Annotated in this window: 25 protein-coding genes and 1 pseudogene; 14 read left to right on the top strand and 12 right to left on the bottom strand. The window is 65.4% G+C overall.

What is annotated here, in order from left to right:
- Window positions 1-293: 293 nt before the first annotated feature.
- Complete coding sequence (locus tag AAFG50_RS14185) at window positions 294-1121, bottom strand: MBL fold metallo-hydrolase (RefSeq protein WP_028172277.1); 828 nt, start codon at window positions 1119-1121, stop codon at window positions 294-296.
- Between the two features lie 93 nt (window positions 1122-1214).
- On the opposite strand from AAFG50_RS14185, the gene AAFG50_RS14180 reads away from it, so the two are divergent.
- Window positions 1215-2087, top strand: a complete 873-nt coding sequence (locus AAFG50_RS14180; protein WP_028172278.1) for a LysR family transcriptional regulator — start codon at window positions 1215-1217, stop codon at window positions 2085-2087.
- Here AAFG50_RS14180 and AAFG50_RS14175 read toward each other — a convergent pair.
- A complete protein-coding gene (locus AAFG50_RS14175) occupies window positions 2071-2832 on the bottom strand; it encodes a hypothetical protein (protein WP_028172279.1) in 762 nt (253 codons plus the stop codon). The genes AAFG50_RS14180 and AAFG50_RS14175 overlap by 17 nt on opposite strands.
- Before the next feature lie 14 nt (window positions 2833-2846).
- Window positions 2847-3035 carry a hypothetical protein gene (locus tag AAFG50_RS14170; protein WP_028172280.1) on the bottom strand — a complete coding sequence of 63 codons (189 nt, stop codon included), beginning with the start codon at window positions 3033-3035 and terminating at the stop codon, window positions 2847-2849.
- A gap of 256 nt (window positions 3036-3291) precedes the next feature.
- Here AAFG50_RS14170 and AAFG50_RS14165 point away from each other — a divergent pair, with 256 nt between their 5' ends.
- Window positions 3292-4269, top strand: coding sequence for a DUF2336 domain-containing protein (locus tag AAFG50_RS14165; RefSeq protein WP_028172281.1), 978 nt, complete (start codon window positions 3292-3294; stop codon window positions 4267-4269).
- On the opposite strand, the gene AAFG50_RS14160 is transcribed toward AAFG50_RS14165, so the two are convergent.
- The 4 genes from AAFG50_RS14160 to AAFG50_RS14145 all read right to left on the bottom strand — a co-directional run bounded on the left by AAFG50_RS14160 (window position 4270) and on the right by AAFG50_RS14145 (window position 7676).
- Complete coding sequence (locus AAFG50_RS14160; protein ID WP_028172282.1) at window positions 4270-4614, bottom strand: DUF1491 family protein; 345 nt, start codon at window positions 4612-4614, stop codon at window positions 4270-4272.
- 53 nt (window positions 4615-4667) lie between these two features.
- The gene (locus tag AAFG50_RS14155) at window positions 4668-4877 is read right to left on the bottom strand and encodes a hypothetical protein (RefSeq protein ID WP_028172283.1); all 210 of its coding nucleotides are present in this window, start codon (window positions 4875-4877) and stop codon (window positions 4668-4670) included.
- Window positions 4878-5032: 155 nt separating this feature from the next.
- Complete coding sequence (locus AAFG50_RS14150) at window positions 5033-5779, bottom strand: peptidoglycan-binding domain-containing protein (protein ID WP_028172284.1); 747 nt, start codon at window positions 5777-5779, stop codon at window positions 5033-5035.
- Complete coding sequence (locus AAFG50_RS14145; RefSeq protein WP_074077131.1) at window positions 5772-7676, bottom strand: ATP-binding protein; 1905 nt, start codon at window positions 7674-7676, stop codon at window positions 5772-5774. Before AAFG50_RS14145 ends, AAFG50_RS14150 begins: the two co-directional genes overlap by 8 nt.
- Window positions 7677-8065: 389 nt before the next feature.
- On the opposite strand from AAFG50_RS14145, the gene AAFG50_RS14140 reads away from it, so the two are divergent.
- Both AAFG50_RS14140 and AAFG50_RS14135 read left to right on the top strand, forming a co-directional pair.
- Window positions 8066-8500: a DUF5330 domain-containing protein gene (locus tag AAFG50_RS14140; RefSeq protein WP_028172286.1), complete on the top strand. Its 435-nt coding sequence runs from the start codon at window positions 8066-8068 to the stop codon at window positions 8498-8500.
- A gap of 68 nt (window positions 8501-8568) precedes the next feature.
- Window positions 8569-8997: a SufE family protein gene (locus AAFG50_RS14135; RefSeq protein WP_011085853.1), complete on the top strand. Its 429-nt coding sequence runs from the start codon at window positions 8569-8571 to the stop codon at window positions 8995-8997.
- A gap of 134 nt (window positions 8998-9131) precedes the next feature.
- Here the strand turns inward: AAFG50_RS14135 and AAFG50_RS14130 are convergent, their stop codons facing one another.
- Together AAFG50_RS14130 and AAFG50_RS14125 are read right to left on the bottom strand one after the other, a co-directional pair.
- Window positions 9132-9548 carry a MucR family transcriptional regulator gene (locus tag AAFG50_RS14130; RefSeq protein WP_028172287.1) on the bottom strand — a complete coding sequence of 139 codons (417 nt, stop codon included), beginning with the start codon at window positions 9546-9548 and terminating at the stop codon, window positions 9132-9134.
- Window positions 9549-9705: 157 nt separating this feature from the next.
- Window positions 9706-10569, bottom strand: a complete 864-nt coding sequence (locus tag AAFG50_RS14125; RefSeq protein ID WP_028172288.1) for a hypothetical protein — start codon at window positions 10567-10569, stop codon at window positions 9706-9708.
- Between the two features lie 307 nt (window positions 10570-10876).
- Here AAFG50_RS14125 and AAFG50_RS14120 point away from each other — a divergent pair, with 307 nt between their 5' ends.
- A complete protein-coding gene (locus AAFG50_RS14120; protein WP_011085850.1) occupies window positions 10877-12526 on the top strand; it encodes a glycosyltransferase family 39 protein in 1650 nt (549 codons plus the stop codon).
- A 183-nt stretch (window positions 12527-12709) separates the two neighbouring features.
- On the top strand, window positions 12710-13489 hold the full coding sequence (locus tag AAFG50_RS14115) for a class II aldolase/adducin family protein (RefSeq protein WP_011085849.1): 780 nt from the start codon (window positions 12710-12712) through the stop codon (window positions 13487-13489).
- A 302-nt stretch (window positions 13490-13791) separates the two neighbouring features.
- Here the strand turns inward: AAFG50_RS14115 and AAFG50_RS14110 are convergent.
- The 3 genes and pseudogenes from AAFG50_RS14110 to AAFG50_RS14100 form a co-directional block, all read right to left on the bottom strand.
- Window positions 13792-15187, bottom strand: a pseudogene (locus tag AAFG50_RS14110) (M20/M25/M40 family metallo-hydrolase).
- A gap of 54 nt (window positions 15188-15241) precedes the next feature.
- Window positions 15242-16570 carry a glycosyltransferase family 87 protein gene (locus AAFG50_RS14105; RefSeq protein WP_028172289.1) on the bottom strand — a complete coding sequence of 443 codons (1329 nt, stop codon included), beginning with the start codon at window positions 16568-16570 and terminating at the stop codon, window positions 15242-15244.
- 132 nt (window positions 16571-16702) lie between these two features.
- A complete protein-coding gene (locus AAFG50_RS14100) occupies window positions 16703-18322 on the bottom strand; it encodes a helicase HerA-like domain-containing protein (protein WP_060911172.1) in 1620 nt (539 codons plus the stop codon).
- 347 nt (window positions 18323-18669) lie between these two features.
- Between AAFG50_RS14100 and AAFG50_RS14095 the strand changes: the two genes are divergently transcribed.
- From AAFG50_RS14095 to scpA, 8 genes are all read left to right on the top strand, one after another.
- On the top strand, window positions 18670-19035 hold the full coding sequence (locus AAFG50_RS14095) for a hypothetical protein (protein WP_011085845.1): 366 nt from the start codon (window positions 18670-18672) through the stop codon (window positions 19033-19035).
- Between the two features lie 24 nt (window positions 19036-19059).
- Complete coding sequence (locus AAFG50_RS14090) at window positions 19060-19467, top strand: DUF4332 domain-containing protein (protein WP_011085844.1); 408 nt, start codon at window positions 19060-19062, stop codon at window positions 19465-19467.
- A gap of 275 nt (window positions 19468-19742) precedes the next feature.
- A complete protein-coding gene (gene folP / locus AAFG50_RS14085; protein WP_028172291.1) occupies window positions 19743-20603 on the top strand; it encodes a dihydropteroate synthase in 861 nt (286 codons plus the stop codon).
- On the top strand, window positions 20600-20968 hold the full coding sequence (gene folB, locus AAFG50_RS14080) for a dihydroneopterin aldolase (protein WP_027544155.1): 369 nt from the start codon (window positions 20600-20602) through the stop codon (window positions 20966-20968). The genes folP and folB overlap by 4 nt, the downstream gene beginning before the upstream one ends.
- A gap of 1 nt (window position 20969) precedes the next feature.
- Entirely contained in the window at window positions 20970-21461 is a 492-nt protein-coding gene (gene folK / locus AAFG50_RS14075; protein ID WP_028172292.1) for a 2-amino-4-hydroxy-6-hydroxymethyldihydropteridine diphosphokinase, read from the top strand.
- Window positions 21462-21542: 81 nt separating this feature from the next.
- Window positions 21543-23414: a methylmalonyl-CoA mutase family protein gene (locus tag AAFG50_RS14070; protein ID WP_028172293.1), complete on the top strand. Its 1872-nt coding sequence runs from the start codon at window positions 21543-21545 to the stop codon at window positions 23412-23414.
- Window positions 23411-23875 (top strand): GFA family protein, encoded by a 465-nt coding sequence (locus AAFG50_RS14065; RefSeq protein WP_011085839.1) that lies wholly within the window; start codon window positions 23411-23413, stop codon window positions 23873-23875. Before AAFG50_RS14070 ends, AAFG50_RS14065 begins: the two co-directional genes overlap by 4 nt.
- A 23-nt stretch (window positions 23876-23898) precedes the next feature.
- Window positions 23899-26055: a methylmalonyl-CoA mutase gene (scpA, locus tag AAFG50_RS14060; RefSeq protein WP_011085838.1), complete on the top strand. Its 2157-nt coding sequence runs from the start codon at window positions 23899-23901 to the stop codon at window positions 26053-26055.
- The last annotated feature ends 34 nt before the right edge of the window (window positions 26056-26089 follow it).

The following is a 26089-nucleotide window of genomic DNA, read 5'->3' as shown; positions in this document are numbered from 1 at the left end:
CGAAAATAATACTGTTTACGAAAATTATTGCAAGGCGGTCGTCGCGCGAAGATCTCTCCTGAAGCGGAATTGGCCGGCTACCATTGGAAGGACGAAGATAGGAAATCGCCGTGATCCCGACGCGCGGCGGCTGGCGTCCCGGTCATTTTCGAAAATAACACGCCAGCCGGAAAAAGCCGGCGCGCCGTTCGGGCTTGCGAGGGCGGCCGGCGGCCGCCTCTCGCGCGCGCATCAGGGGGACCTAAGACGTCCGACATCTGCGCGCATGAAGCGTTGACGGGTCCGGCGCGCACTCAGTGCGTCCCGCACCGGCAGTTCTCGTAATCGACGGGATCGTGGCTGTTGACGATCCTCACGCGGCCGCCGTGGGAGAGCTTCAGCGCGCGCAGCCGCGCCTGGTTGGCGATCCGCTGCGTGCGGTCCATGTCGGCGCGGCGCTGGAAATAGCCGAGCACCAGCGGCATGCGCGGGGATGCCGCGAGCTGGCCGTGATGGAAATAGCTGTCGCCGGCATGCAGCAGCCATGTGTCGCCTGATCGGACCGCGATGCCGCAATGGCCGAGCGTATGGCCGGCGAGCGGGATCATCAGGATGTCCGCCTCCTTGTCGCCGAGCGCGCGCACGCCCTTGAAGCCGAACCAGTCTTCGCCGGCCTCGCCATAGAATGTCCAGCTCGGACCATGGCTCCACTGCCCGGTGACATAGCGCCCTTCCGGCGGCGCCGGCCTGCTCTGCACCGCCATGTCGTATTCGGCGCGATGGACGTGGATCGCGGCATGGGGAAAGTCGGGCACGCCGCCGGCGTGATCGCGATCGAGATGCGTCAGCAGCACGTGGCGCACGTCTTTGGGCGAATAGCCGAGCGCCTTCACCTGCTCGAGCGCCGTCTCGGACGGATCGAGCCTTGGCGCGGTCTGGCGCAGCCATCGCCGTCCGAGCCGGTCAGGGGCTGCGATATCGCCAAGCCCGATGCCGGTATCGACCAGGGCAAGCCCGTCACCCGTTTCGACCAGCAGGCAGTGGCAGACCATGCGGGCACGCTGGAACAGGCCGCCGGTGCCGTTCACCAGGCGGCGGCCCATCGGGCACATCGTCCCGGTGTTGAGATGGTGGATTTTCATGGAGGACCTCGCCCGTTGTGAACAGGGCGTTCTTGTCATCGTCCGATCCATAGGTAAAATATTGAATATTGATCATATCTCTAGGCAGATCCTATGGAAATCCGCGAGCTTCGCTACTTCGCCGCCGTCTATCGCGCGCGCAACCTGACCGCCGCGGCGCGGGCCTGCTTCGTGTCGCAGCCGTCGATCTCGACCGCGATCACCAATCTAGAAGCCGAGCTCGGCACCACGCTTTTCATCCGGCACAAGAAGGGCGTCGCGCCCACCGCCTCGGCCGAGCAGTTTCACGCACTGGCCCGCCGCATCATCGACGAGGCGGACGCCGCGCGCGGCCTGTTCAGGAAGCCGGCGACCAGGACGACGGTCACGCTCGGCCTGATGCGCACGCTCGACGTGCCCCGAACGATCGCGCTGCTGAAGCCGCTGACGGCGCGCAGCGACATCGCGCTGCGCCTCGTCGGCAGCGACGAGCGCGCCGATGCGCGGATCATCTCGAAGACCATGCTGCGCGCTGACGAGCATTTCGTCGCGCTGTGGAGCGAGCGCTATGTCGCCGCGCTGCCGCCGTCGCATCCGCTGACGCTGAAGGAGAAGCTCCGTGCCGCCGATCTCGCCGGCGCTGCCATGATCGACCGCTGCCATTGCGAGCAAAGCCAGTTCTTCGGCCGCGCCGCGCAGCGGCGCCAGACCGCGGCGATCGCGCAATCGGAAGACTGGGCCATGGCGCTGGTCGCCGCCGGCGTCGGCATCGCCATCGTTCCCGAGGGCGTGGCGCGCTGCAATCCAGACGTCGCGGTGCGCGAGATCGAGGTCAAGGTCAAGCGCGAAGTCGGCCTCGCCTACCGCGCATCAGTGCCGCTGGCGGATGCGCTGAGGGATCTTGTCGGGAAGCTTCAGAAGCAACGCAAGCCCGATCGGACTGCGCGCCAGCGCAGTGCGCGCAAAACGCTCAGCCCTTCGAGATGACCGCGCGGCCGTAGGGCGGCTGCGCTTGGACCGGCGGGTTGGCGGTCTGGGCCGCGAGCTCGCCGATCAGGCGGTCGGCGTCGGCGGCCATGCCGTCGGGCGCCTGGATCACCAGGCGCTCCAACGCCCAGCGATAGGAGGAGACGCGCTGCTCCAGGCACTGCTGCACCCACTGGATGATCAGCGAGTTCTCCTGCATGCGCGCGACCGCGTCGTCTCTCTCCCTCGGAGAGAGGCCGGAGACGCGCGCCATGCTGGCATCGCGCTTCCTGTCGAGGTCGATGACCTTGATCGCGGAGGCGAAGAACGGCTCGAAGCGGGTGGTGTCGTTGCGCACGTCCTCGATCAGCTGCGCATAGCGCGAGGAGTGCGAGCGGTGCGGCTCGTCGATCAGCGTGCGCCCGTACATGGTGCGGTCGAACACGACCTTCTGCCGCCACGGTGACGGCAAGGCCTTGTAGTCGCCGAACACGCTCTTCCATGCGGGGCGCGACAGCGGCGGCTCGATCAGGGGATAGGCGAGGTCGCGAAGCTGGCGCTCCTCGTCGGTGAGCTGGAATTGCGACGGTCTCAACCCGACGCTGCCGGTGGCCTCGGTGCCGAGCCAGCGATGCATGTCGTCGCTGCGCATATCGGCGCGGGTGCGGCCGAAATCGCCGCCGCTACAGGCCCCGAGCGTGGCGCCGAGCAGCGCGAGCAGGACGGCCGATACGAAGGGCCGGATCTTGTGGATGGTGTCCGGCATTGCAAAAGCCGGATCTAGCGGCGACGACGACGGCGCCCCGGCGCTGTGCCCGCTTCCGGCCCACGATCGCCGCTGGTTTCGTCCGCCTCGCGCTCGATGCGGATCACGGGAAGGATCAGAATCGTCCCCATGTCCGCGCGCGGTGCGACGTCCCCCGACGAGCCTACCCGGCGACCGGCCGGAAATTCGATGATGGTCCCCATGTCAGCTCTCTTCAATTGCCGCGCGACCGAATGCGCCCCTGCAACATGCGGATCATTAAGATCAGCTCATGGTTAACGGGGTGTAAAGATGTGCTCTGGACCGTAACCGCACGGAACCCGCCGCGCCGTCCCGTTGCGGCACGACAATGCCTTGAATTGCGGGGGCGGCTTCACGCCTCGTTTTCCTTAACGAGGCTTTAAAAGAACCTGCGCTAGGCTCACTCGCAAGTCTCTTTTCCGAGTTGCGTACGCCTCCATGACCAAGTCGCTGTTTCCCGGATTCGACGGGCTGATGACCCTCTCCCGTCGCGAAGGCGTCGATGTTCGCCCGACGCTGCTGCGCGTGCTGACCGACCTCTATGTCCAGACGCGCGTCCACAGCGAGGACGAACAGCGGCAATTCGTCGAACTCGCCACGCGACTGATCGACCAGGTCGACGATGCGACGCGCGCCGCCGTCAAGGCGCGGCTTGCGGTCTATCCGCAGACGCCCGTCCCTATCCTGCAGAAGCTCGGGCTGGTCGCCGCCCAGGAAGGCCGCAGGGTTCCGCTCGCGCGCGAAATCGCGGCGCCCCCGCCCGCGCCCTCCCCGGTCCGCGCGCCGACCGAGGCCGAGCAGCGTATGGCCTCGAACATGGCGATGCAGCCGACGGACGCCGCCGAAATCCACGACATGTTCTTTCACGCCGATGCGTCCCAGCGCGCGCTGATCCTGCACAATCTGGAGCAGACGCCGCTGAAGGCCGCGCCGCGGATTCCGACCGTGCGCGCCAAGCGCGCGATCCAGATCCTGGAGATGGCGGCGATCGCGGGCGACGTCGAGAATTTCACCTACGAGCTCGGCGACAGCCTGATCCTGCCCTCGCGCGTCGCGGCCCAGATCGTCGACGATCCCGGCGGCGAAGCGCTCGCGGTCGCCGCGCGCGCGCTCGACATGCCGAGCCCGAACTTCCAGCGCATCCTCTTGTTCTTCAAGCCGGAGATCGGCAACTCCGTGAACAACGTGTACCGGCTGTCGCGGCTCTACGATCGCCTCGGCGAGCGCTCCGCGCTGGTGATGCTGGCCGCCTGGCGCGGCTCCGCGCTCGCGGTGACGCGGGCAAAGTATCAGTCGTCGCTGCACGATGGCGAACGCCAGCGTGCGCGTGCGGGCGCAAGCCAGACGCGGCCCGGCGTGCAGCCCGGCTCCAGCCCAACGGTGCGGACCGGCACCGGCGGGTCGTCGGATCACTAGTCAGGTCTTCGCCAATTCCAGGAAGTGCCGCCCGGCGCGGTCTTCGGTCTCGACGATCCAGGCATCCGAATCGAAGCGGATTTCCCTGGTCAGCCGTTCCTCGACGGCGGGCTCCGGCAGCGGCTGCGGTGCAACCGGCACGAAGAAGCGGTCGACGGGCCGGCCGTCGTCATAGACGGTCTGCGGCGCCGGCACGTAGAGCATCGCATTGCCGTCGAGCAGCGACACCTTCACGAACACCGCGCCCGCCTCCTCGGCGCCGCGACGGCGCACCGCCCCGAACACGCCCTCGCTCTGGCACCGGCGCAAATAGGCCGCGACCCATATGTTGGATTTCAAACGCATGAATCGGACGATAGGCCAGTACGATGCGTCCCGCCAGTCTCGGCGCGCGCTCGCTACGCCTTGCCTGCACCCTGTCCGCCGCCGATCTGGCGTGCGACGAGATATGACAGCGGCATCGCAAGCGCAAACCCGATGGCCGCGGCATAGGGGATGTTCTTGATCGCCTCCGCGGCAAGGCTCGGCACCATCAGCACCACGATCAGGCTGACGCCCGCCAGCACGGTACCCAGCATGATCCAGACGAGAATCGAGACCTTGAACATGATGACCTCTCTTCCTTGATGAGGATGAGCGATCATCTTCCCTGACGCCGCCGACAGTCATTGATCCCGGACAAATCACGCCGGCGCAGGGCTGGCATCCCCTTGCGGATCACGCGCGGCCAATTGATCCGCGTCAATGACGACGACAAATGTCGCTATTCGACGGGATGGCCGATCGCGGCGGCGAGCTCGCGCAGCAGGCGATCGGACACCTGGCCGGTGACCTGCATCTTGTGCTCGCGCTCGAATTTCTGGATCGCGGACTGGGTCTCGCCGCTCATCGCGCCCGTGACCTTCAAATTGCCGTAGCCGTATTCGGACAGCGCGCGCTGCACGCCGGCGATACGCCGTACGGCCGGGCTCTGCTGCGCCGGGATCGGGGCCGGCGGACGCGCGACAGCAATGGACGGCGACGTCGAGGTCGTCGCCTTGACCAGATTTGTCATGGGATCGCTGGCCGAGCGCGGCGTCGATGCGGTCGCCTCGACCGGCTTCTCCGGCGCCCTCTCGGCAACTCTCTCGACAGGCTTGGGCTCGACAGGCCGGGGCTCTACGGACTTGGGCTCGGCGCGGAACTCCGTCGCTCTCGGCTCGAGCGGCGAAGTATCGGCGCCGACGGGGCGCGGACGCGGCAAGGGGTTCGACAGCGGCACGGACGACGGCGCGGGAAGGTTGATCACGGTGCCGAACATCGGTGCCGGATGCCTTCCGGTCTGGAGGAACAGCGCATTGGCAACGATCGCGCTGATGGCGGCAACGGCGACGAGGCCGGCCAGCGTATCCTTGGGACTGTGCAGCAGCACGCGCATCACGAGGTTGCGCTCGGTCTCGATGTCGACAGCCGCAGCCTTGGCGCCACGACGGCGCGGTGCAGCTTCGCCCTTTGCAGACTTCTTAGGCACTTTTCTTCACCAGAGCAGGTTGGTCCTGAAGTTGGTCGTGATGTTGGTCGTGATGTTCCTGGCGCGGCACCGGCGTCAAAGTCGCGATCTTGCTCTCGGCCGGCATTCTATCGGCAGGTTTGGCTTGCGGCGACGTGTAAACCAGCGGCAGCTTGACGGTGACGGCGGTGCCCTCGCCGAGCCTGCTTTGTACCGTCAAATCGCCGAGATGCAACGCCACAAGACTCTTCACGATCGAAAGTCCGAGTCCGGTGCCTTCGTGACGGCGCTGATAGGTCTTGCCGGCCTGGAAGAACGGCGCACCGATACGCTTGAGGTCGTCGGGCGCGATGCCAACGCCGGTATCGCTGATACGCAGCGTGAGGTGCGACCCCGACACCGCGGCTGATACGGAGACCTGGCCGCCGCGCTCGGTGAACTTGATGGCGTTGGCGACGAGGTTGAGCACGATCTGCTTGAAGGCTCTGGGATCGCCGGTCATGACAGGCAGGTCCTGCGGCGCGTCGGTGATGAGGTCGATGCCGTTCTCCCGCGCCTTCAGCGCCAGCAGATTGCAGCAATGCATCAGCGAGGCGCGCGGCGCGAACGGCTCCGACGCAATCTCGAAATTGCCCGATTCCATCTTGGACATGTCGAGGATGCCGTTGACGACCGACAGCAAATGCTGGCCGGAATCGTTGATCAGTTGGGCATATTCCTTGCGCTGGGCCGCACCCAGCATCAGGGCCTGCTCCTGCGCGATCATGTCGGAGAAGCCGATGATGGCGTTGAGCGGCGTGCGCAGCTCGTGGCTCATGGTGGCGAGGAAGCGCGTCTTGGCGGCGTCGGCCGCTTCGGCGGCGCTGCGGGCCTGATCGAGCGCCTGCTCGGAGAGCTTGCGATCGGTGATGTCGCGCATCACGGCGACGACTTCCGTCTCGCGTGCGACATCACGGTCAATATCCTGGCGGCCGAGATCCTGGTCGAGCGGCCGGCAGCGCATCTCGACCCAGATGAAGTCAACCTGGCCGCGCTCCGAGCCGGTCGGCTCCCGCCGCAGCCGGAACTCGACGCTGCGCACATTACCGCGCGCGGCATCGGACAAAGCGGTGAGATAGGCCGGCCGGTCGGCGACATGGACGCGATCGAACAGACCGTGGCCGTGCAGCTGCGCGACGGGCATTCCGAGCATGGCCTCGGCGGCCGGCGAGATGAACTGCACCGCGCCGTTGCGCCGATGCCGCGAGATGACGTCGCTCATGTTGCGCGCAAGCAGGCGATAACGCTCCTCCTCACGCGACAGCAGCGCAACGCCGGTGCGTGCGAGCGACTCCGCGCCGAAAGCGAGGCCTGCAGCATAGAGGGTGGCCGAGGCGACGCCGAACGCCATCAGCAGGCTACGCTCCGCGGCACCCGGCGCGTCCAGCGGCAGCCAGCCGAGCTGGCCGACGAAAATCAGTATCCCCGCGCAGGAGAGCGCGAGCAGCGAGGCAAAGGCGGCGACGCGGCGCGAGGCCGACAGCGCAGCCTCGAGGGGAACGACGATCAGCCACACCGCGGCGAATGATTCGATGCCGCCGGTCGTGATTGCGACCGCCATGATCAGGCCGGCGAGCGCCAGCGACGACAGCACATGCGCGCCTTCGTAGCGGCCGGTGCGCGACAGGAACCAGGACAACATGATCGGCGCGATCAGCCAGGCAAAGGCCGCGACCTCGACCGCGCTCGGCGCGCCACGCATGGCGAGATAGATCGGGAATGCGGCAAATGCTGCCAGGCTGCCGAGCAGGCGCGGCGCCATGAAGGCACGATGGCGCGCTCGCGTCAGCGCGTCGTAACGCGCGGAGGGATGCAGCAGCGCATCGAGACAATCGCGGATGATACTCAAAACTGTCACGGGTCTCGCGCTTCGGCTCATTCGTCGGAGAGACGCGCCGGAACGCCTCCTTGTCGTTGAGCCACCGTGTCAGAGCGACCTTAAACGAGTGCTAAGGCGGCACGGCCCGGCGCCGGACAGCGTGTCATCGCGGAGCTTTTTAGACGATTTGACGACGTCTTCGGCGAGGATGGTGAACACAGGGTTTCACCCCGGCCGGCATGGTTTCGAATTAGTAGATGCGGAAGACCGCAAGATCACGGGGGCTCGGCATCAATGGAAAATTTACGAGGCCGCCATTTTCGAAGTTTTTTGCGTAAAAATTCCGCGAATTAAGCTCAAGGCAATCACTTGCGATTTATCGAGAGTTGCTAGGTCCGACGCGCTCTGCGGAAATCGCCGCGGCGGGATCTAACATACAGGTCGATAAGATGCGCTTTCTGCTCCGCATCACATTCTGGCTCGGGCTGGTGCTGGTGCTCCTGCCGCGAGACAAGACGCCCGAATCGGAGAAGCTGCCGCAGATCGGCGCCGCCGACGCGGTGCAGGCTGCGACCGCGGCCGTCTCCGACATGACCCAGTTCTGCAAGCGCCAGCCGGCGGCCTGCGAGGTCGGCGGACAGGCCGCGTCGATCATTGGCCAGCGCGCCCAGGACGGCGCGAAGAAGATCTATCAGATCATCAACGACAAGAAAGAGCAGATCACCAACGAGAAGAACGAGAAGAGCGACAAGAAGGCGCCCGACCACACCGGCTCGATCACGCTGGCCGGCGAAGGCGACACCGCTGCGAGCGAGGCGCCGCGCGACACCCTGACCCAGGACGACCTCGCGCTGGAATGGCGCGGACCGGGGCTCGCGAATTAGCCCCCAAACCCTATCGATTTCACGGCTTCGCGTCCTTATATTGGGCTGAACGGGAACGATAGGCCAGCATGACGACGATCGACGAAATCAGGGACAATTTCGAGATTCTGGACGAGTGGGACGACCGCTACCGGTACGTCATCGAGCTTGGCCGCACCCTGGAACCGATGCCCGAGGCCGAGCATTCGGCCGCCAACAAGGTGAATGGCTGCGTCAGCCAGGTCTGGCTCCAGAAGCTGGTCGAGCGCGATGGCGGCGCGCCGATCCTGAAATATCGCGGCGACAGTGACGCTCATATCGTGCGCGGCCTGGTCGCGATCGTGCTCGCGCTCTATTCGGGCCGCACGCCGCAGCAGATCCTCGCGACCGACGCGATCGCGGTGTTCGACGAGTTCGGCTTTCGCGATCACCTGACGCCGCAGCGCTCCAACGGCCTGCGCTCGATGGTCGAGCGCATCAAGACCGACGCGAAAGAGGCGCTGGCGGAAGCCACCTGAAGATCCTCATGGTGGGAAGCGCTGCGTAGGGTGGGCAAAGGCGCACTTGCGCCGTGCCCACCATCTATCAACAATTGTGAGCCGGATGGTGGGCACGCTTCGCTTTGCCCACCCTACGAGATTCGAGGCCGGCTCTACTTCCGCTTCCGCTGCTGCTGTCCCAAACCCATCTGCTTTGCCAGTTGCGAGCGCGCCACCGCGTAGTTCGGCGCGACCATGGGATAGTCGGCCGGCAGGCCCCATTTCTCGCGGTACTGATCGGGCGTCATGTTGTACTGGGTGCGCAGATGGCGCTTCAGCGACTTGAAGCGCTTGCCGTCTTCCAGGCAGACCAGATAGTCCGGCGCGATCGACTTCTTCAGCGACACCGCCGGCTTGGCCGGCTCGAGCGGCGCCGCCTCGACGCGGCCCGACGAGACCCGCACCAGCGCGCCGTGCACCTGGCTGATCAGGTTCGGGATCTCCGCGGCCGGCGTCGGGTTGTTGCCGAGATAGGCCGAGACGATGCTCGCTGTCAGCTCAATGAAATTCTTAGCCCCGGCATCCGACATGGGCCCGACCTTTCTCCACCTTGCGTCTCACGGGAGAGACGACTTCGAAGTATTCCGTGTCAACAATACGTTCGGCCAAAATACAGGACTGACGACTATGGGCTGATGACTGGCGAAGTGACAAGAAAGCTGGCGCTTTACTTGGCCCCGGCAGTCCTCAGGAGCGCTGGTCAAGATGCGCGCGCAACTCGTCGATCGAGGCAAAGCGCATCATGCCTTCCGGCATCTGCGCTTCGATCGAGCCGTCGGAATAGAGCGAATAGGCCATGCCGTCGACGACACCGGATTTGAGCACGGTCACGGGCGCCTGCTCGACCGCCGGCTCCGACTCCGGCTCGGGTGCAGGCGGCGGGGTAGCCTCGACAAAGGTCGAGGGCGAGCGCGGTGGCGGGCGGCGCGAGGCGGCCGGCGGTTCCGGCGGGCGCATACGATCCGGCTTCGGCCAGGCGTCGTCGAAGCTTGCAGGCGGCGTGTCCGGGCCGGCAGGCGCCGCGGGCTCGGCATGCGGCGGCGGGCCCTCGGTGGCCTTGGCCTCCGCACGCTCGCGTTCCTTTCGCGAGGTCGAGGCGAACAGCAGGTTGCGCCGGCGCGGCACTTCCGGAGCTGCGGGCGGCGCCGGAGGTTCCGGCTCCGGTGGCGGCTCGACGCGCGGCCGCTCGCGCATCGGTGCCTCGCCTTGCCATGGCGGCGGCGCGGCCGGCGATGGCGGGGCCGTCGGCTCGGCGCGCATCGCCGGAGCAGGCTCGGGCGCAGGCGCGCCGGGCAGCGCGAGACCCGGCAGCACGGGCCTGACGCGCACTTCGGACGGTGCGGCGGCACCGGCCAGCCGGCGGGCAATGCCCTTCAGTTCCAGCACCACCAAATGGAGGCCCGCCAGTAACATTCCGGAGCAGACGCCGATCGTGCCCGAGATTATGAGGGTACTGCCGAGGCTGAACTCCCTGACGGTGAAGCCAAACAGGATCGCAAGGAGGCCCGCCAGGACGGCGACAATCCCCGCGATCAATAATGCCAACGTCATCGAACTCACCCCCGGCCGCGCATCCATACGCGACACACGCCACGATACCGTCTTCCTGTGTTGCTCGCCAACGACGAATTGCGATCAGCGTTCCTAAAGGGAAGGAAATCAGGGACTTATTCACATTCCCTTCAGCTACGGATCGCTACTGCTAGAGTGCTCTTGAGTTTCTGGATTTGCTGCGTCGCATCAGGAATTTAGCCATAATGCCCAATTACTTGGTAATGGAACTGCGCTATACGGAGTCCGGGGAGCAGGCCCGCGCGCACCAGCAGGGCCGAGAGGGGATTCCGGGTCACCAATAGCCATGACATCCATCACGACTTCGGCGATCGACACGCCTCTGCGGCGCTCGGTCGAACGGACTTGCGACGATCTCGCCATGCTGGTGCTGGCCGCGGTCGCCGTCATCGCAGGCCTGACCTTCCGCGATTACGGGCTCGGCTGGGACGACTACACCCACGCTGAATATGCCGATCTGTTGCTGCGCATGTTCGGTTCCGGCTTCAAGGACACCGCGGCGCTCTCCTTCGCCAACCTCTATATGTATGGCGGCGGCTTCGACATGGTCGCGGCCCTCCTGCACAAGGTCATTCCGCTCGAACTGTTCGAGACGCGCCGCCTGGTCGGCGCGATCGTCGGCGTGATCGGGCTTGCCGTGACGTGGCGGCTCGGCCGCCGCATCGGCGGGCCGCTCGCAGGCCTCGCTGCGCTGCTTCTGCTCGCGCTCTGCCCGATCTTCTACGGCCACATGTTCATGAACCCGAAGGACGCGCCCTTCGCGGTCGCCATGATCATCCTGATGCTGGGCCTCGTCCGGCTCGCGGAGGAATATCCGCAGCCTTCGCCGCGCACGATCCTGATCGTCGGCTTAGGTGCCGGCCTGTCGATCGGCTGCCGCATCCTCGGCGGGCTTGCGCTGGTCTACGCCCTGATCGGCTTCATCCCGCTGTTCCTGGAGGAACTGCGCACCGAAGGCGTTCGCGAAGCGGCCCGCCGCTTCGCCCATGTCGTCTACCTGCTGCTGCCCGGCCTGGTGTTCGGCTATCTCGTGATGGGCCTGATCTGGCCGTGGTCGATCATGGAGCCCGGCAATCCCTTCGAGGCGCTGACCTACTTCTCGCACTTCTTCGAGAAGCCCTGGAAGGAGATGTTCGACGGCGCGATCGTGTCGGTCCCCGACATGCCCTGGTCCTATCTGCCGACGCTGTTCGCGCTTCAGTTGCCCGAGGTGATGCTGGTGCTGATGACCGGCGCCGTGGTCAGCACCTTCGCGCTGCTGCCGCGCGGCGAGGTTCCGGCCCGCCGCAAGACCATCCTGCTGATGCTGACGCTCGCCGCGACCCTGCCGCTCGCGATCGCGATGGTGAAGCGGCCCGCGCTGTACAACGGCATCCGCCATTTCGTCTTCGTGATCCCGCCGATGGCAGTGCTCGGCGGCGTCGCCTTCGCCTGGACCATGGAGCGCCTGCGCGCCAACCACCGCACCTGGCAGCCGGTCGTGCTCGCCACCTTCTGCTTTGGCCTCGCGCTCCCGCTCGCCGAGATGATCCGGCTGCATCCCTATCAATACACCCACTTCAACCACATCGCCGGCACGGTGCGCGCCGCCGACGACCGCTTCATGCTGGACTATTGGGGCCTCGCGCTGAAGCAGGCCTCCGACGAGCTGCGCGAGCAGCTGGTCGAGCGCCAGGAAGTGCCGCCGCGCAACCGCAAATGGAAGGTCGCGGTGTGCGGTCCGCAGCGTCCGGCGCAGGTCGCGCTCGGGCCCGACTTCACCATCGGCTGGGACTCCAATGCCGCCGATTTCGCCATGACGCTCGGCGAGTTCTACTGCAAGGGCCTGACCGCGCCTGTCATGGTCGAGATCAAGCGCGACGACGTGGTGTTCGCCCGCGTCTACGACATCCGCGGCAGCAGCATTTCCAGCCTGCTCTCGATCCCGGCACCGTAAGATCATTGTCCGATCGGACGGCCGCGTAGACGAAACGTCGCGTCGGACGGTTCTGAAATCCGGAACCTCAAACGCGCACTCCATGCGGGCGACGCTGAACTGCCGCGCTTTGAGCGCCTTGCTGCCGACCTCACCCGAGACTAGGCTCTCGCTCCGCAACAACGAGGTTCGGAGAGATTTGCCATGTCACCAGCGGAAGCGCGCCTGAAGGAAGTGCCGTCGAACATGACGGAGGCCGAGTGGCAGCAACGGGTCAACCTCGCCGCCTGCTATCGCCTCGTCTCGCTGTACGGCTGGGACGATCTGGTCGACACCCACATCTCCGCCCGCGTGCCCGGCCCCGAGCATCACTTCCTCATCAACCCCTACGGGCTGATGTTCGACGAGATCACGGCCTCGAGCCTCGTCAAGGTCGACCTGCACGGCAACCAGCTCTCCGAGAGCGAGTACAGCATCAACCCGGCCGGCTTCACCATCCATTCGGCGATCCACGAGGTGCGCGAGGACGCGATCTGCGTGCTGCATCTCCACACCCTCGACGGCACCGCGGTGTCGAGCAGCGCCGAAGGGCTGCTGCCGCTGAACCAGACCGCCCAGCTCGTCACCCACGACCTTGCCTATCACGACTATGAAGGCATCGCGCTCGACCACGACGAGCGGCCGCGGCTGCAGAAGGACCTCGGCGACCACAACCACATGCTCCTGCGCAACCACGGTACGCTGACGGTCGGCCGCTCGGTCGCCTCGGCCTTCGAGCGCATGTATCACCTCGAGCGCGCCTGCTCGATGCAGGTGCGCACGCGCGCGCTCGGCACGCCGGTCTATCCGGTCGAGGAGATTGCGATCGAGAAGAACACCGAGCTGCTCGCCAACCGCGACCGCGCCGAGCTGCGTGCGACCAACCTCGTCTGGCCGCCCCTGCTGCGCAAGCTCGACCGCGAGCTGCCGGGCTATCGGTCTTGAGATTTTCGGGATTTCGTGTAAGGTAGCTCTCAACTACCTCTGCACGTTCTGGAATGAAACGCCGCCCAATTCCGGGCGGCGTTTTTATTTGGCCCCGCTGTCATTGCGAGGAGCTCTTGCGACGAAGCAATCCAGACTGTTTCCGCGGCGGGATTCTGGATTGCTTCGCTCGCAATGACGAAGATAGAGATTTCGTAGGGTGGGCAAAGCGAAGCGTGCCCACCCCTTCGATCGCAATCGCGGAGAGATGGTGGGCGCGGCGCGCGAAGAGCGCGCCTTTGCCCACCCTACGGCACCGTGTGCTACTTCACCTCGGCCAGCGCGGCGAGGATGCGGGCCCAGGAGCGGATGCCCTTCTGGAAGCTGCGGAGGTCGTACTTCTCGTTCGGCGAGTGGATGTTGTCGTCATCCAAGCCGAAGCCGACCAGCAGCGAGTCCAGTCCCAGCGTGCGCTTGAAGTCGGCGACGATCGGGATCGAGGCGCCCGAGCCCATCAGCACGGTCTCCTTGCCCCATTCCTCGGTCAGCGCCTTGCTGGCGGCGGCGAGCGGCTTCATGTTCCAGTCGAGCGCGACCGCGGGCGCGGCGGAATGGTCGCCGAACTCGAACCTTGCAGTCGCCCGGAAGCCGTGCCGTCACGTAGTCGCGGAAGGCCTTACGGATCTTTGCGGGGTCCTGTCCCTCGACCAGACGGAACGAGACCTTGGCGGACGCATGCGACGGGATCACCGTCTTGGAGCCTTCGCCGATATAGCCGCCCCAGATGCCGTTGACGTCGCAGGTCGGACGCGAGGAGGCCTGCTCGATCAGCAGCCGGCCCTTCTCGCCGGCCGGGATCGACAGGCCGATCGGCTTCAGGAACATCTCCGGCGTCAGGTTGAGCTTCTTCCACTGCTCCAGGATATCGGGCGGCAGGTCCTTCACCCCGTCATAAAAGCCGGGGATGGTGATGCGGTTATCGTCGTCGAACAGCCCACCGAGAATTTTCGTGAGCACCCGGATCGGGTTCATCGCGCTGCCGCCGAACACGCCGGAATGCAAATCGCGATTGGCGGCGGTGATCTTCAGCTCTTCATAGAGCAGGCCGCGCAGCGACGTCGTGATCGCCGGCGTGTTGCGGTCCCACATGCCGGTGTCGCAGACCAGCACGTAATCGGCTTTGAACTCGTCCTTGTTGGCCTCGATGAAAGGCACGAAATTCTTCGAGCCGACCTCCTCCTCGCCTTCGATCAGGAAGGTGACGTCGATCGGCAGCGAGCCCGTCACCTTCTTCCAGGCGCGGCAGGCCTCGACGAAGGTCATTACCTGGCCCTTGTCGTCCTCGGCGCCGCGGGCGACGATGATCTTGCGGCCATCGGCATGATCGGTGACGGCAGGCTCGAACGGCGGACGGTGCCAGAGGTCCAGCGGATCGACCGGCTGCACGTCGTAATGGCCATAGAAGATCACATGCGGCCGCCCGCCCGCTCCGGTCTTGCCGACGATGGCGGGATGGCCGGCGGTCGGCCTCACTTCGGTGGCGACACCCAGGCTCGCGATATCCTTGGCGAGATGCTCGGCCGCGGCCTTGCAGTCGTTGGCAAAGGCCGGATCCGCCGAGATCGACTTGATCCGCAACAGCGAGAACAGGCGCTCAAGGCTGTTGTCGAAATCCTTGTCGATGTGGTCGAGCACGGATTGAAGCTGGGCATTGGCCATGGTCGGATTCCTGACTTTCGAGTCTCAAGATGGCTTCTCAAGAGGTCTTGGGTTTCAAGAGGTCTTGGGTTTTAGCGCTGCCGCGGCGCCGGAGCCAGCCGCAACCGGCGGATGCCGGATGTGCCATGCGAGGCTCCCCGCGAGGATGGCGGTGGCGAGGAGGTTGTTGCCCCAGGCCTGGAAGGCATTGGGAAACCACGGCAGTGCCAGCAGCATGAGACACCCGCCCGCGCCGAGGGCAAGCCAGGTTCCCAGCCGCACATTCGCCCGCTCGTCGAAGGCGGCGCGATGCATCAGCACCGTCATCGGGAAGAACAGCCACATGAAGTAGTATTGCCGCGCCAGGGGCGATGCCACCGTCATCAGGCAGAACAGAATGCCGAGCTCCTCGGCATCCGAGCGCGCCGTTCGAAGCCGTTGCGGCGGCATGACCGCGACGAAGCCGAGCCCGAGCAACGCCGACAGCGCGAGCACGATCCAGTTCGCCGTCCTGTAATCGACGTCGATGATATTCATCGTGCGCGGCGGCTTGCTGGTATCCTCCTGATTGTAGTTGATCGGACGAACCAGGCGGTGCGTGACGGCAATGATGGATTGGTTGACCCACGACCAGTTCTGCTCGTCGCGCTGGCCAAAGCCCTTTTCCGAGCTCGCCCCGACCATGCCCTGATACCAGATCGCAAGCTCGGCCGCGTTGCGCTCGAAGCCGCGAATGGGCGCCGGCACAACATAGAGAAGGATGCCGGTGAAGGCGACCGTAGCGACGGCAGCCGCCCACTTCCGCCGCCAGACCAGATAGGGCAGCACCGCAATCGGAAACACCTTGATGGCGGTGGCGAGCGCGAACATCAAGCCCGCGAGCCAGACGCGCTGATGCTGCAAGCACCAAAAACCGTAGAGCATCATCGCCAGCAGGACGAGGTTCGGCTGGCCGAGGTCGAACATGTCGAACACGAAGGTCACGGTGACGAAGGCGGGCAGTGCCTCCAACCAGGGGCCGGGCTTGCGGCCCGAGCCGGTCATGACATTGGAGAGTGTCCCGGTGTACCACCACGCCAGCGCATTCAGGACCGACAGCACGATGTAGAGCGGGATCTTGCCGAACCAGCTCGGGATCGCCAGCAGGATCGCCGGCAGGGGTGGATAGATGAATTCGAACGGATAACGGAAGTCGCTCGGATAGAGCGAGCCACCATGCAGCACCTGCTGCCCGGCCCAATACCAAAGCGCATAGTCCTTGGTCTTGCCGTGGCCGAAAATCTCCGGGCCGAGGACGTCCGCGATCAGGATGAAGCAGCAAAAGAGGAAGAGCAGGTCCAGCGGCGCGCGCAGCGACAGGCGTCTCGGCGCATCAGGTTTGGCTAGCGGGTCGGTTGAGGTCACAATAGGGTCCAGTCCAGCGTCGACATAGCACGTAGCAGACCGACGAACGGTTGGAGAGCACCTCACCTGAAATTGTACCCGTGACGAGGCGGCCGCGCCAGCGCGCGGATTGCCTCCAATCGGGCTTTCTGCCTACCGACGCAGCAAGCCGCCGAGCGCGCCGCGGACCAAGGTGCGGCCGATCGAGCCGCCGAGCTGGCCGCCGACCGACTTGCCGAGATTGGCGGCCATCCCTCCGATCACCTGGTTGGTCACCGATCGCGTCACGTCGCGCGCAATGACCTGGCCGGCCGACAGGCGGCCGCGCTTGACATTGGTGCCGAAGATGGTGCCGACGATCGAGCCGATCTGGCCGAGGATGCTGCCGCCTCCGCCCGCCGGAGCATCCGCCGTCGCCGCGGTGCCGGCGATGCGCTTCTGGATCATCTCGTAGGCGGACTCTTCGTCAACGGCGGTGTCGTATTTGCCCTTCACCGGGCTCGCATCCATGATCGCCTTGCGCTCTTCCGGCGTGATCGATCCGATCCGGGCCGACGGCGGCCGGATCATCACCCGCTCGACCATCGCCGGCGTGCCGTTGCCTTCGAGGAAGGACACCAGCGCTTCGCCCTTGCCGAGCTCCATGATCACCTTGGCGGTGTCGAGCTTCGGGTTGGGCCGGAAGGTCTGGGCCGCGGCAGCGACCGCCTTCTGGTCGCGCGGGGTGAAGGCGCGCAGCGCGTGCTGCACCCGGTTACCGAGCTGACCGAGCACGCGGTCGGGCACGTCGATCGGGTTCTGCGTCACGAAGTAGACGCCGACGCCCTTGGAGCGGATCAGGCGGACCACCTGCTCGATCTTGTCCATCAGCGCCTTGGGCGCGTCGTTGAACAGCAGATGCGCCTCGTCGAAGAAGAACACCAGCTTCGGCTTCGGCAGGTCGCCGGCCTCGGGCAGCTCCTCGAACAGCTCCGACAGCATCCACAACAGGAATGTCGCGTAAAGCCGCGGGCTCTGGAGCAGCTTGTCGGCGACGAGGATGTTGACCATGCCGCGGCCGTCGCGGTCGGTCCTCATGAAGTCCTTCAGCGTCAGCGCCGGCTCTCCGAAGAACTTGGTGGCGCCCTGGTTCTCCAGCACCAGGAGCTGGCGCTGGATGGTGCCGACGGTGGCCTTGGTGACGTTGCCAAATCCCTGGGCGGCCTTGCGGATGTCGGCAAGCGGATCGTCGGCGGCGTCCGGCCCCTTCTTGCTGCTGTCGGGCACGATGGCATCGAGCAACGCCCGCAGATCCTTCATGTCGATCAGGACAAGGCCGTTGTCGTCGGCGACACGGAAGGCGACGTTGAGCACGCCCTCCTGCACGTCGTTGAGGTCGAGCATGCGCGCGAGCAGAAGCGGCCCCATCTCGGTGACGGTCGCCCGCACCGGGTGGCCCTGCTCACCGAACACATCCCAGAACACCGTCGAGAACTGGTCGGGCTGGAACGTCAGCCCCATCTCGGTGGCGCGCTTGACGATGAAGTCCGCGGGCACGCCGACCTCGGAGATGCCGGAGAGGTCGCCCTTGATGTCGGCCGCGAACACCGGAACACCGGCGCGCGCAAATCCCTCTGCCATGACTTGCAGCGATACCGTCTTGCCGGTTCCGGTTGCACCTGTGACGAGGCCGTGGCGATTGGCGAGCGCCAGCGTCAGCCATGCCTGCTCGTCTCCCTTGCCGACGAAGATCTTGTCGTCGGTGTCGCCGAGCTTGCTGTTCTGTGCGGTCATTATTCTCTCTGATCCGTCTGCCGTATTTCGCGTATTGAAACTCAAATGCCAGTTCCGTAGTTTAATGCATGTCGCGCGCCGATTGAAACCGTTCAACGCGACCTGATCATGCGACATTGTCGGAAAACAAGTGCACGACATCCGCCGAAAGTAGGAACTGCGCGTTCGCACCGCGGTAATTTACTGCTGATTTCGTCTCCGCTCTTGCATCGCTGCAACACTTTTCGCGCGTTCTAAGCTGAATCGCATGTTCGCCTCCGTTCATAGCTTGTATTTCACACCACACCGGCTCAAGATCATTTTGAAAACAATACTCCGGCATGTGAACCGGCTGAGGGGCAGGCCATATGGACGAGCTGATCGGGCGGCTGGCGACGAACGCCAGCATAGATAGTGCTGTCGCTGAAAAGACGGTCGGCATTATCCTGGGCTTCCTTCGCAACGAAGGCCCTTCCGAGAACGTCGAAGCCCTGATCAATCATATTCCCGGCGCGGAAGCGGCGATCGAGGCGTCCAAAAGCGGTGGCGGACTGTCGCGGCTGATGGGCGGCGGCCTGATGGCGGTTGGCACGCGCCTGATGGGCTTGGGACTTGGCATGTCCGAGATTCAGACTATTGCCCGTGAACTTTTTCGCTTCGGCCGAGACAAAATCGGAGCGGATCAGATGGGCAAGATCATCGCAGGGACGCCGGGCCTCAGCCAATTTGCCTGAGCTACGCTTTTCATATCGAGCATCATGACATATCCGATTTCCGAGATTGAGGGCCTGCCGGCCTTTGCCGCCAACAAGTTGAAGGCGCAAGGAATCCGCACGACGGACGCGCTGCTCGAGGCGGCCTCAACCGTGAAGGGCCGCAAGGCGCTGTCCGCCAAGACCGGCATCAGCGAGCAGCAGCTTCTGGAATGGGCCAACGTCTCCGACTACATGCGCATTCCCGGGATGGGCCGTGCCAAGGTCGGCCTGGTCCGTGCCGCCGGCGTCACCACCGTGCGCGAGCTCGCCTATCGGAATCCGGCAAGACTCGCCCAGAGCATGCGCGAAGCCAACGAGAAGAAGAAGCTCCTCCGCATCCTGCCCTCGGAGAAATCGGTCGGCGACATCATCGCCAAGGCCAAGAAGCTGCCGCCGAAGATCACGTATTAGGCCTGTTGCTCACCGAATACGAGCGCTGACGCCACACCTTCGCCGGGACGACACCGGGGGTAAGAGTGGACGGCTGTCTCAACAACGTCATTGCGAGCGCAGCGAAGCAATCCAGACTGCCGCCGCGGAAAGATTCTGGATTGCTTCGCTGCGCTCGCAATGACGGAGCGCGGGCAAGAGCATCGTTCCCTCACTGGCCCGGAACGGATCGGAGCGACCGGATCGCCCCCAATCCCGTCTTGACTCCCCCTCCCCGACCGCGCACATCCACGCGCATGAATGCCTTGCCATCCCCTTCCGTCCCGCCGGCCGGCTCGGCCGGGCGTGACGTGCTGCGGACACTGCTGGAACGGCCACTCCCGGCGGTGATGGGCGTGCTCAACGTCACCCCGGATTCCTTCTCAGACGGCGGCGATTTCATCGCGCCCGACCTGGCGCTCGAACGGGCCCGGGCGATGATCGCCGATGGCGTCGACATCATCGACATCGGCGCGGAGTCCACCCGGCCCTACAAGGGCGCCAAGGCCGTCACGGCCGAGGACGAGCTTGCCCGGCTGAGGCCGGTGCTATCGGGCGTGGTTGCGCTCGGCGTGCCGGTCTCGATCGACAGCATGAAGGCGGAGGTGGTGGCCTTCGCGCTCGACCAGGGCGCGGCGATCGCCAACGACGTCTGGGGCCTGCAACGCGATGCCGGCATGGCGCCGCTGGTGGCCGCCAGAGGCGTCCCCGTCATCGTCATGCACAACCGCGAGAGCGTTGATTCCGCCATCGACATCATCGCGGACATGAAGGCGTTCTTCCTGCGCTCGCTGGATATCGCCGCCAAGGCCGGCATCGCACGCGACAAGATCGTGCTCGATCCCGGCATCGGCTTCGGCAAGACCGCCGAGCAGAGCATGACCGCGCTGGCGCGGCTGCGCGAATTCGACATGTTCGGCCTGCCGATCCTGGTCGGCGCCTCGCGCAAGCGCTTCATCGCCTCGGTGTCGCCGTCGGAACCGAAAGAGCGGCTCGCCGGCTCGATCGCGGCGCATCTCATCGCCGCGCAGCGCGGCGCCAGGATCATCCGGACCCATGACGTCGCCGAGACCTTGCAGGCCCTGCGGGTCGCGAACGCAATCGAGAGCAAGCAATGACCGATACGATCTTCGTGACCGGCCTGTCGATCCACGCTCGCCACGGCGTCATGGATCACGAAACCGAAGTCGGCCAGCGTTTCGTGATTGATCTCGAGCTCTATACCGACCTGTCGGAGCCTTCGCGCACCGACCGGCTCGCCGATACGGTGTCCTACGCCGAAGTCGTGGCGACCACGACGGCGGCGTTCAAGAACACCAATTACAAGCTCTTGGAACGCGCCGCCGGCGCGGTGGCCGACGCCATCCTGTCGCACTTCCCGCGCATCCGCGCCGTGAAGATCACCGTGCACAAGCCGCATGCGCCGATCGCTGCGATCTTCGACGATGTCGGCATCATGCTGACGCGCTCGCGGCACCCTTGATATGGCGAGCGTGCTGATCGCACTGGGCGGCAATGTCGGCGATGTCCGCGCGACGTTCGGCAAGGCGATCGCGCACATCTGCGGCATGGCACAGGCCGCGCTGATCGCGCGCTCCTCGGACTATGCAACGCCGCCCTGGGGCGATGAGGAGCAGGATCCCTTCATCAATGCCTGCATCGAGATCGAGACCGGCCTCGATCCGCACGCGCTGCTGTTCGTCCTGCAGAAGGTCGAGCAGAAATTCGGCCGTACGCGGACCAAGGAGCGGCCCTGGGGGCCGCGCACGCTCGATCTCGACATGATCGCCTATGACGATGTCAGGCTGCAGAAGCCCGACCTGACCTTGCCGCATCCGCGCCTGTTCGAGCGCCCCTTCGTGCTAGTGCCGCTGGCCGAGATCGCGCCCGACCGCGTGATCTCGGGCATTCGCGTACGTGACGGGCTTTCCAGCGTCTCGACGCAAGGCATTGAGCGGCTTCCGGATACCGGTTAACCAAAAACAACCGTTTGCAGGGACGGTCCGCCGTGGCAATTTCGCCTGCGAACAACAAGATTTTCGGGAGCCCCTCGCCGCATGACCTCCGTGACTGACGACCTGCCGCTGGCGGCGGATTTTCCCAAGGCTACGGTCGAAGACTGGCGCAAGCTGGTCGATGGCGTGCTCAAGGGCGCGCCGTTCGAGAAGCTGGTCGGCAAGACCTATGACGGCCTGAAGATCGATCCGCTCTATCCGCGCGCCAGGGGCGTTGCGCCCGTGGTCGGGCGGGCTGCTGCCGCGCCGTGGCAGATCATGCAGCGGATCGACCATCCCGACGCGGCGGCCGCGAACGCGCAGGCCTTGCAGGATCTGGAGAATGGCGCGACCGGGCTCGCGCTGGTGTTCGCCGGTGGCAATGACGCCCACGGTTTCGGCCTGGAACCGACAGCCGACGCGATCGCAAAGGTCTTGAAGGACATTCATCTCGATGCCGGCATCGGCATCGAGCTTCAAATCGGTCCGCAATCGCGGATGGCCGCGATCCATGTCGCGGAATATGTAAAGAGCAAGGGCCTCGATCCCGCGGCCTGCGACATCCGCTTCGGTCTCGATCCGCTCGCCGCCTGCGCGGTGTGGGGCCACAGCCCTTACACCTGGGAGGAGATCGCTCCTGCCCTCACCGGCGCGATCAAGGGTCTCGCCGCGCTCGGCTTCAAGGGGCCGTTTGCGTCCGCCGACGGACGCGTGATCCACGATGCCGGCGGCTCGGAAGTGCAGGAGCTCGCCTTCGTGCTCGCCTGTGGCGTCGCCTATCTTCGCGCGATCGAAGGCGCCGGCGTTCCGCTGGAAGCCGCGCAGGGCATGGTCTATGCGCGGCTCGCCGCGGACGCCGACCAGTTCCTGACCATGGCAAAATTCCGCGCGCTGCGGCTCTTGTGGGCGCGCATCGAGACGGCATGCGGACTGACGCCGAAGCCGTTGTTCATCGCCGCCGATACTGCCTGGCGCATGCTGACGCAGCGCGACCCCTATGTGAACATGCTGCGCGCCACCATGGCGACGTTCGCGGCGGGGCTTGCCGGCGCCAACGCGATCACGGTGCTGCCGCACACGCTGGCGCTCGGACTACCCGATCCGTTCGCGCGGCGCGTGGCGCGCAACACGCAACTGCTGCTGCTGGAGGAGAGCAACCTCGCCAAGGTCAGCGATCCCGGGGCGGGCGCAGGCGGCATCGAGACGCTCACGGCGCAGCTTTGCGAGGCGGCCTGGGCGCTGTTCCAGGAGAGCGAGAAGGCCGGCGGCGCCTTTGCCGCGCTTCAGCAGGGCCTGTTTCAGAGCAAGGTCGCGGCCGCCCGCAAAGCGCGCGATGCCAACATTGCAAAACGCCGCGACGTCCTGACCGGCGCGAGCGAGTTTCCGAACCTGCATGAGCGCGAGACGGCGGTGCTGAAGGCGACGCCGGTCGCGCTCGCACCCTACGGCGAACAGAAATACAAGTTCGACGCGCTGCCGCCGATCCGGCTGTCGGAACCGTTCGAAGCGCTGCGCGACAAATCCGACGCGGCGTTGAAGGCGCGCGGCGCGCGGCCAAAGGTGTTCCTGGCCAATCTCGGCACGCCCGCCGATTTCACGGCACGCGCGACCTTTGCGAAAAGCTTCTTCGAGGCCGGCGGCATCCAGGCCGTCGACAGCGAGGGTTTTGCTGATCCGGCCAAATTGGTCGCCGCGTTCAGGGCCTCCGGTGCAGAGCTTGCCTGCCTTTGTTCCAGCGACAAGGTCTATGCGGAACACGCCGAAGCCGCGGCGAAGGCCCTGCAAACCGCAGGCACCAGACATATCTATCTGGCAGGCCGCCCGACCGAGGCCGAGGCAGGTTTACGGGCCGCCGGCGTCACGGGTTTTGTCTTCGCCGGGGGCGATGCGCTTGCCACGCTGCAAGACGCCTATCGACGGATGGAGCAGGCATGACCGAGCCAGGCAAACCAGTTCTCACCGGCGGCTGCCAATGCGGCGCCATCCGCTTTGCGGTCTTGGCAGCGCCGGCGAAGATCAGCATCTGTCATTGCCGGATGTGCCAGAAGGCGACCGGTGCGCCGTTCGCCTCCTACGCCGACATCGAGAAGGGTGATTTCGCCTGGACCAAGGGCACGCCCTCTGCGTTCCGCTCCTCGTCCATCGCGATGCGCGATTTCTGCGCCGCCTGCGGCACGCCGCTGAGCTTCCGCCGCATCGACGGCCCGCGCATCGAGATCATGACCGGTACGTTCGATCGTCCGGATCACGTGGTGCCGACACGGCAATATGGAACCGAATCCCGCCTCGGCTGGGTGGTCGGGATCGCCAATTTGCCGAGCCAGACCACGCAACAGAATTACGGGCCGGAGAAGATGGCGACAATCGTCAGCCATCAGCATCCGGACCATGATTGAGCGTCTATGATATGGTCGAAACCATGAGCCGCATTCCCAATTTCGCCGATGTCGCCTTCGAGAGAGCAACCACCGCCGCGCCGGCCGGCAGCGCCGAGCCGTGGCTGACGCCCGAGGGCATCCTGGTGAAGCCCGCCTATGGCGAGGCCGACCTCGCCGGGCTCGATTTCCTCGAGACCTATCCGGGCATCGCGCCCTACCTGCGCGGCCCCTACCCGACCATGTATGTCAACCAGCCCTGGACGGTCCGGCAATATGCCGGCTTCTCCACGGCGGAGGATTCCAACGCGTTCTATCGCCGCAACTTAGCTGCCGGACAGAAGGGCCTCTCGGTCGCCTTCGACCTCGCCACCCATCGCGGCTATGACAGCGATCATCCGCGCGTCGGCGGCGACGTCGGCATGGCCGGCGTGGCCATCGATTCCATCTACGACATGCGCACGCTGTTTGCGGGCATCCCGCTCGACCAGATGAGCGTGTCCATGACCATGAACGGCGCGGTGCTTCCGATCCTCGCGCTGTTCGTCGCCGCCGCGGGCGAACAGGGCGTGCCGCCGGAAAAACTCTCGGGCACCATTCAGAACGACATTCTGAAAGAGTTCATGGTGCGCAACACCTATATCTATCCGCCTGCGCCGTCGATGCGGATCATCTCCGACATCTTCGCCTACACCTCCACGAAGATGCCGAAATACAATTCGATCTCGATCTCCGGCTATCACATGCAGGAGGCCGGCGCGACGCAGGATCTCGAGCTCGCCTATACGCTCGCCGACGGCGTCGAATATTTGCGCGCCGGACTTGCCGCAGGCCTCGACGTCGACCGCTTCGCGCCGCGGCTGTCGTTCTTCTGGGCGATCGGCATGAACTTCTTCATGGAAGTCGCCAAGATGCGCGCCGCGCGCCTGTTGTGGGCGAAGCTGCTCAAGCCGTTCAACCCGAAGGACCCGCGCTCGCTCTCGCTGCGCACGCATTGCCAGACTTCGGGCTGGTCGCTGACCGCGCAAGACGTCTTCAACAACGTGATGCGGACGACGGTCGAGGCGATGGCGGCCACGCAAGGCCACACCCAGTCGCTGCACACCAACGCGCTCGACGAGGCGCTGGCACTGCCGACCGACTTCTCGGCCCGCATCGCCCGCAACACCCAGCTCTTCCTCCAGCAGGAGAGCGGCACCACCCGCATCATCGATCCCTGGGGCGGCTCGTATTATGTCGAGCGTCTGACGCGCGATCTCGCCGCGAAGGCGTGGAGCCACATCCAGGAGGTCGAGGAACTCGGCGGCATGGCGAAGGCCATCGAGGCCGGCGTGCCCAAGCTGCGCATCGAGGAGGCTTCCGCCAAGACCCAGGCCCGCATCGACGCCGGCAAGCAGGCGGTGATCGGCGTCAACAAGTACAAGCCGACCGACGAGGCCCCGATCGATATCCTCAAGGTCGACAACACCAACGTCCGCCGGCTCCAGATCGACAAGCTGACCCGGCTGAAGTCCGAGCGCAACCAGAAGGACGTCGATGCCGCGCTCGCCGCGCTGACGCGTTCGGCCGGCGAAGGCAACGGCAACCTGCTCGCGCTCGCCATCGACGCGGCGCGGGCCAAGGCGACCGTCGGCGAAATCTCGGACGCGATGGAGAAGGTGTTCGGCCGGCACCGCGCCGAGATCAAGTCCATCACCGGCGTCTACAAGCGGGAGGCGTCCAGCATGGGTAACCGGGTCGAGAAGGTTCAGGCGCTGATCGACGCCTTCGAGGAGGCGGAAGGCCGCCGCCCGCGCATCCTGGTCGCCAAGATCGGCCAGGACGGCCACGACCGTGGCCAGAAGGTGATCGCCTCGGCGTTCGCCGATATCGGCTTCGACGTCGACATCGGGCCGCTGTTTGCCACCGCCGATGAAGCGGCGCGACAGGCCGTCGAGAACGACGTGCACATCCTCGGCGTCTCTTCGCTTGCCGCGGCCCACCTCACCGCCGTGCCTGAACTGAAGGCCGCGCTGAAGAAGCAGGGCCGCGACGACATCATGATCATCGTCGGCGGCGTGGTGCCGCCGCAGGATTACGAGGCGCTCTACGCGGCCGGTGCCGAAGCGATCTTCCCGCCGGGCACGGTGATCGCCGACGCCGCCGAGGAGCTGATCCGCAAGCTGAACGCCCGGCTCGGGCATAGCGAGGCGGCGGAGTAGATGCTACGCTGGCCGTATCACCGGTCGGGTTGTC

This window comes from Bradyrhizobium sp. B039, assembly GCF_038965675.1.
GTDB lineage: Bacteria > Pseudomonadota > Alphaproteobacteria > Rhizobiales > Xanthobacteraceae > Bradyrhizobium > Bradyrhizobium diazoefficiens.
Note: the sequence above shows the minus strand (reverse complement) of the source record. Positions and strands in the feature narration are given on the sequence as shown.

Coding starts and splice junctions, on each gene's coding strand:
- AAFG50_RS14185 (WP_028172277.1), bottom strand. CDS start 1,121: ATGAAAATCCACCATCTCAACACCGGGACGATGTGCCCGATGGGCCGC.
- AAFG50_RS14180 (WP_028172278.1), top strand. CDS start 1,215: ATGGAAATCCGCGAGCTTCGCTACTTCGCCGCCGTCTATCGCGCGCGC.
- AAFG50_RS14175 (WP_028172279.1), bottom strand. CDS start 2,832: ATGCCGGACACCATCCACAAGATCCGGCCCTTCGTATCGGCCGTCCTG.
- AAFG50_RS14170 (WP_028172280.1), bottom strand. CDS start 3,035: ATGGGGACCATCATCGAATTTCCGGCCGGTCGCCGGGTAGGCTCGTCG.
- AAFG50_RS14165 (WP_028172281.1), top strand. CDS start 3,292: ATGACCAAGTCGCTGTTTCCCGGATTCGACGGGCTGATGACCCTCTCC.
- AAFG50_RS14160 (WP_028172282.1), bottom strand. CDS start 4,614: ATGCGTTTGAAATCCAACATATGGGTCGCGGCCTATTTGCGCCGGTGC.
- AAFG50_RS14155 (WP_028172283.1), bottom strand. CDS start 4,877: ATGTTCAAGGTCTCGATTCTCGTCTGGATCATGCTGGGTACCGTGCTG.
- AAFG50_RS14145 (WP_074077131.1), bottom strand. CDS start 7,676: ATGAGCCGAAGCGCGAGACCCGTGACAGTTTTGAGTATCATCCGCGAT.
- AAFG50_RS14140 (WP_028172286.1), top strand. CDS start 8,066: ATGCGCTTTCTGCTCCGCATCACATTCTGGCTCGGGCTGGTGCTGGTG.
- AAFG50_RS14135 (WP_011085853.1), top strand. CDS start 8,569: ATGACGACGATCGACGAAATCAGGGACAATTTCGAGATTCTGGACGAG.
- AAFG50_RS14130 (WP_028172287.1), bottom strand. CDS start 9,548: ATGTCGGATGCCGGGGCTAAGAATTTCATTGAGCTGACAGCGAGCATC.
- AAFG50_RS14125 (WP_028172288.1), bottom strand. CDS start 10,569: ATGACGTTGGCATTATTGATCGCGGGGATTGTCGCCGTCCTGGCGGGC.
- AAFG50_RS14120 (WP_011085850.1), top strand. CDS start 10,877: ATGACATCCATCACGACTTCGGCGATCGACACGCCTCTGCGGCGCTCG.
- AAFG50_RS14115 (WP_011085849.1), top strand. CDS start 12,710: ATGTCACCAGCGGAAGCGCGCCTGAAGGAAGTGCCGTCGAACATGACG.
- AAFG50_RS14100 (WP_060911172.1), bottom strand. CDS start 18,322: ATGACCGCACAGAACAGCAAGCTCGGCGACACCGACGACAAGATCTTC.
- AAFG50_RS14095 (WP_011085845.1), top strand. CDS start 18,670: ATGGACGAGCTGATCGGGCGGCTGGCGACGAACGCCAGCATAGATAGT.
- AAFG50_RS14090 (WP_011085844.1), top strand. CDS start 19,060: ATGACATATCCGATTTCCGAGATTGAGGGCCTGCCGGCCTTTGCCGCC.
- folP (WP_028172291.1), top strand. CDS start 19,743: ATGAATGCCTTGCCATCCCCTTCCGTCCCGCCGGCCGGCTCGGCCGGG.
- folB (WP_027544155.1), top strand. CDS start 20,600: ATGACCGATACGATCTTCGTGACCGGCCTGTCGATCCACGCTCGCCAC.
- folK (WP_028172292.1), top strand. CDS start 20,970: ATGGCGAGCGTGCTGATCGCACTGGGCGGCAATGTCGGCGATGTCCGC.
- AAFG50_RS14070 (WP_028172293.1), top strand. CDS start 21,543: ATGACCTCCGTGACTGACGACCTGCCGCTGGCGGCGGATTTTCCCAAG.
- AAFG50_RS14065 (WP_011085839.1), top strand. CDS start 23,411: ATGACCGAGCCAGGCAAACCAGTTCTCACCGGCGGCTGCCAATGCGGC.
- scpA (WP_011085838.1), top strand. CDS start 23,899: ATGAGCCGCATTCCCAATTTCGCCGATGTCGCCTTCGAGAGAGCAACC.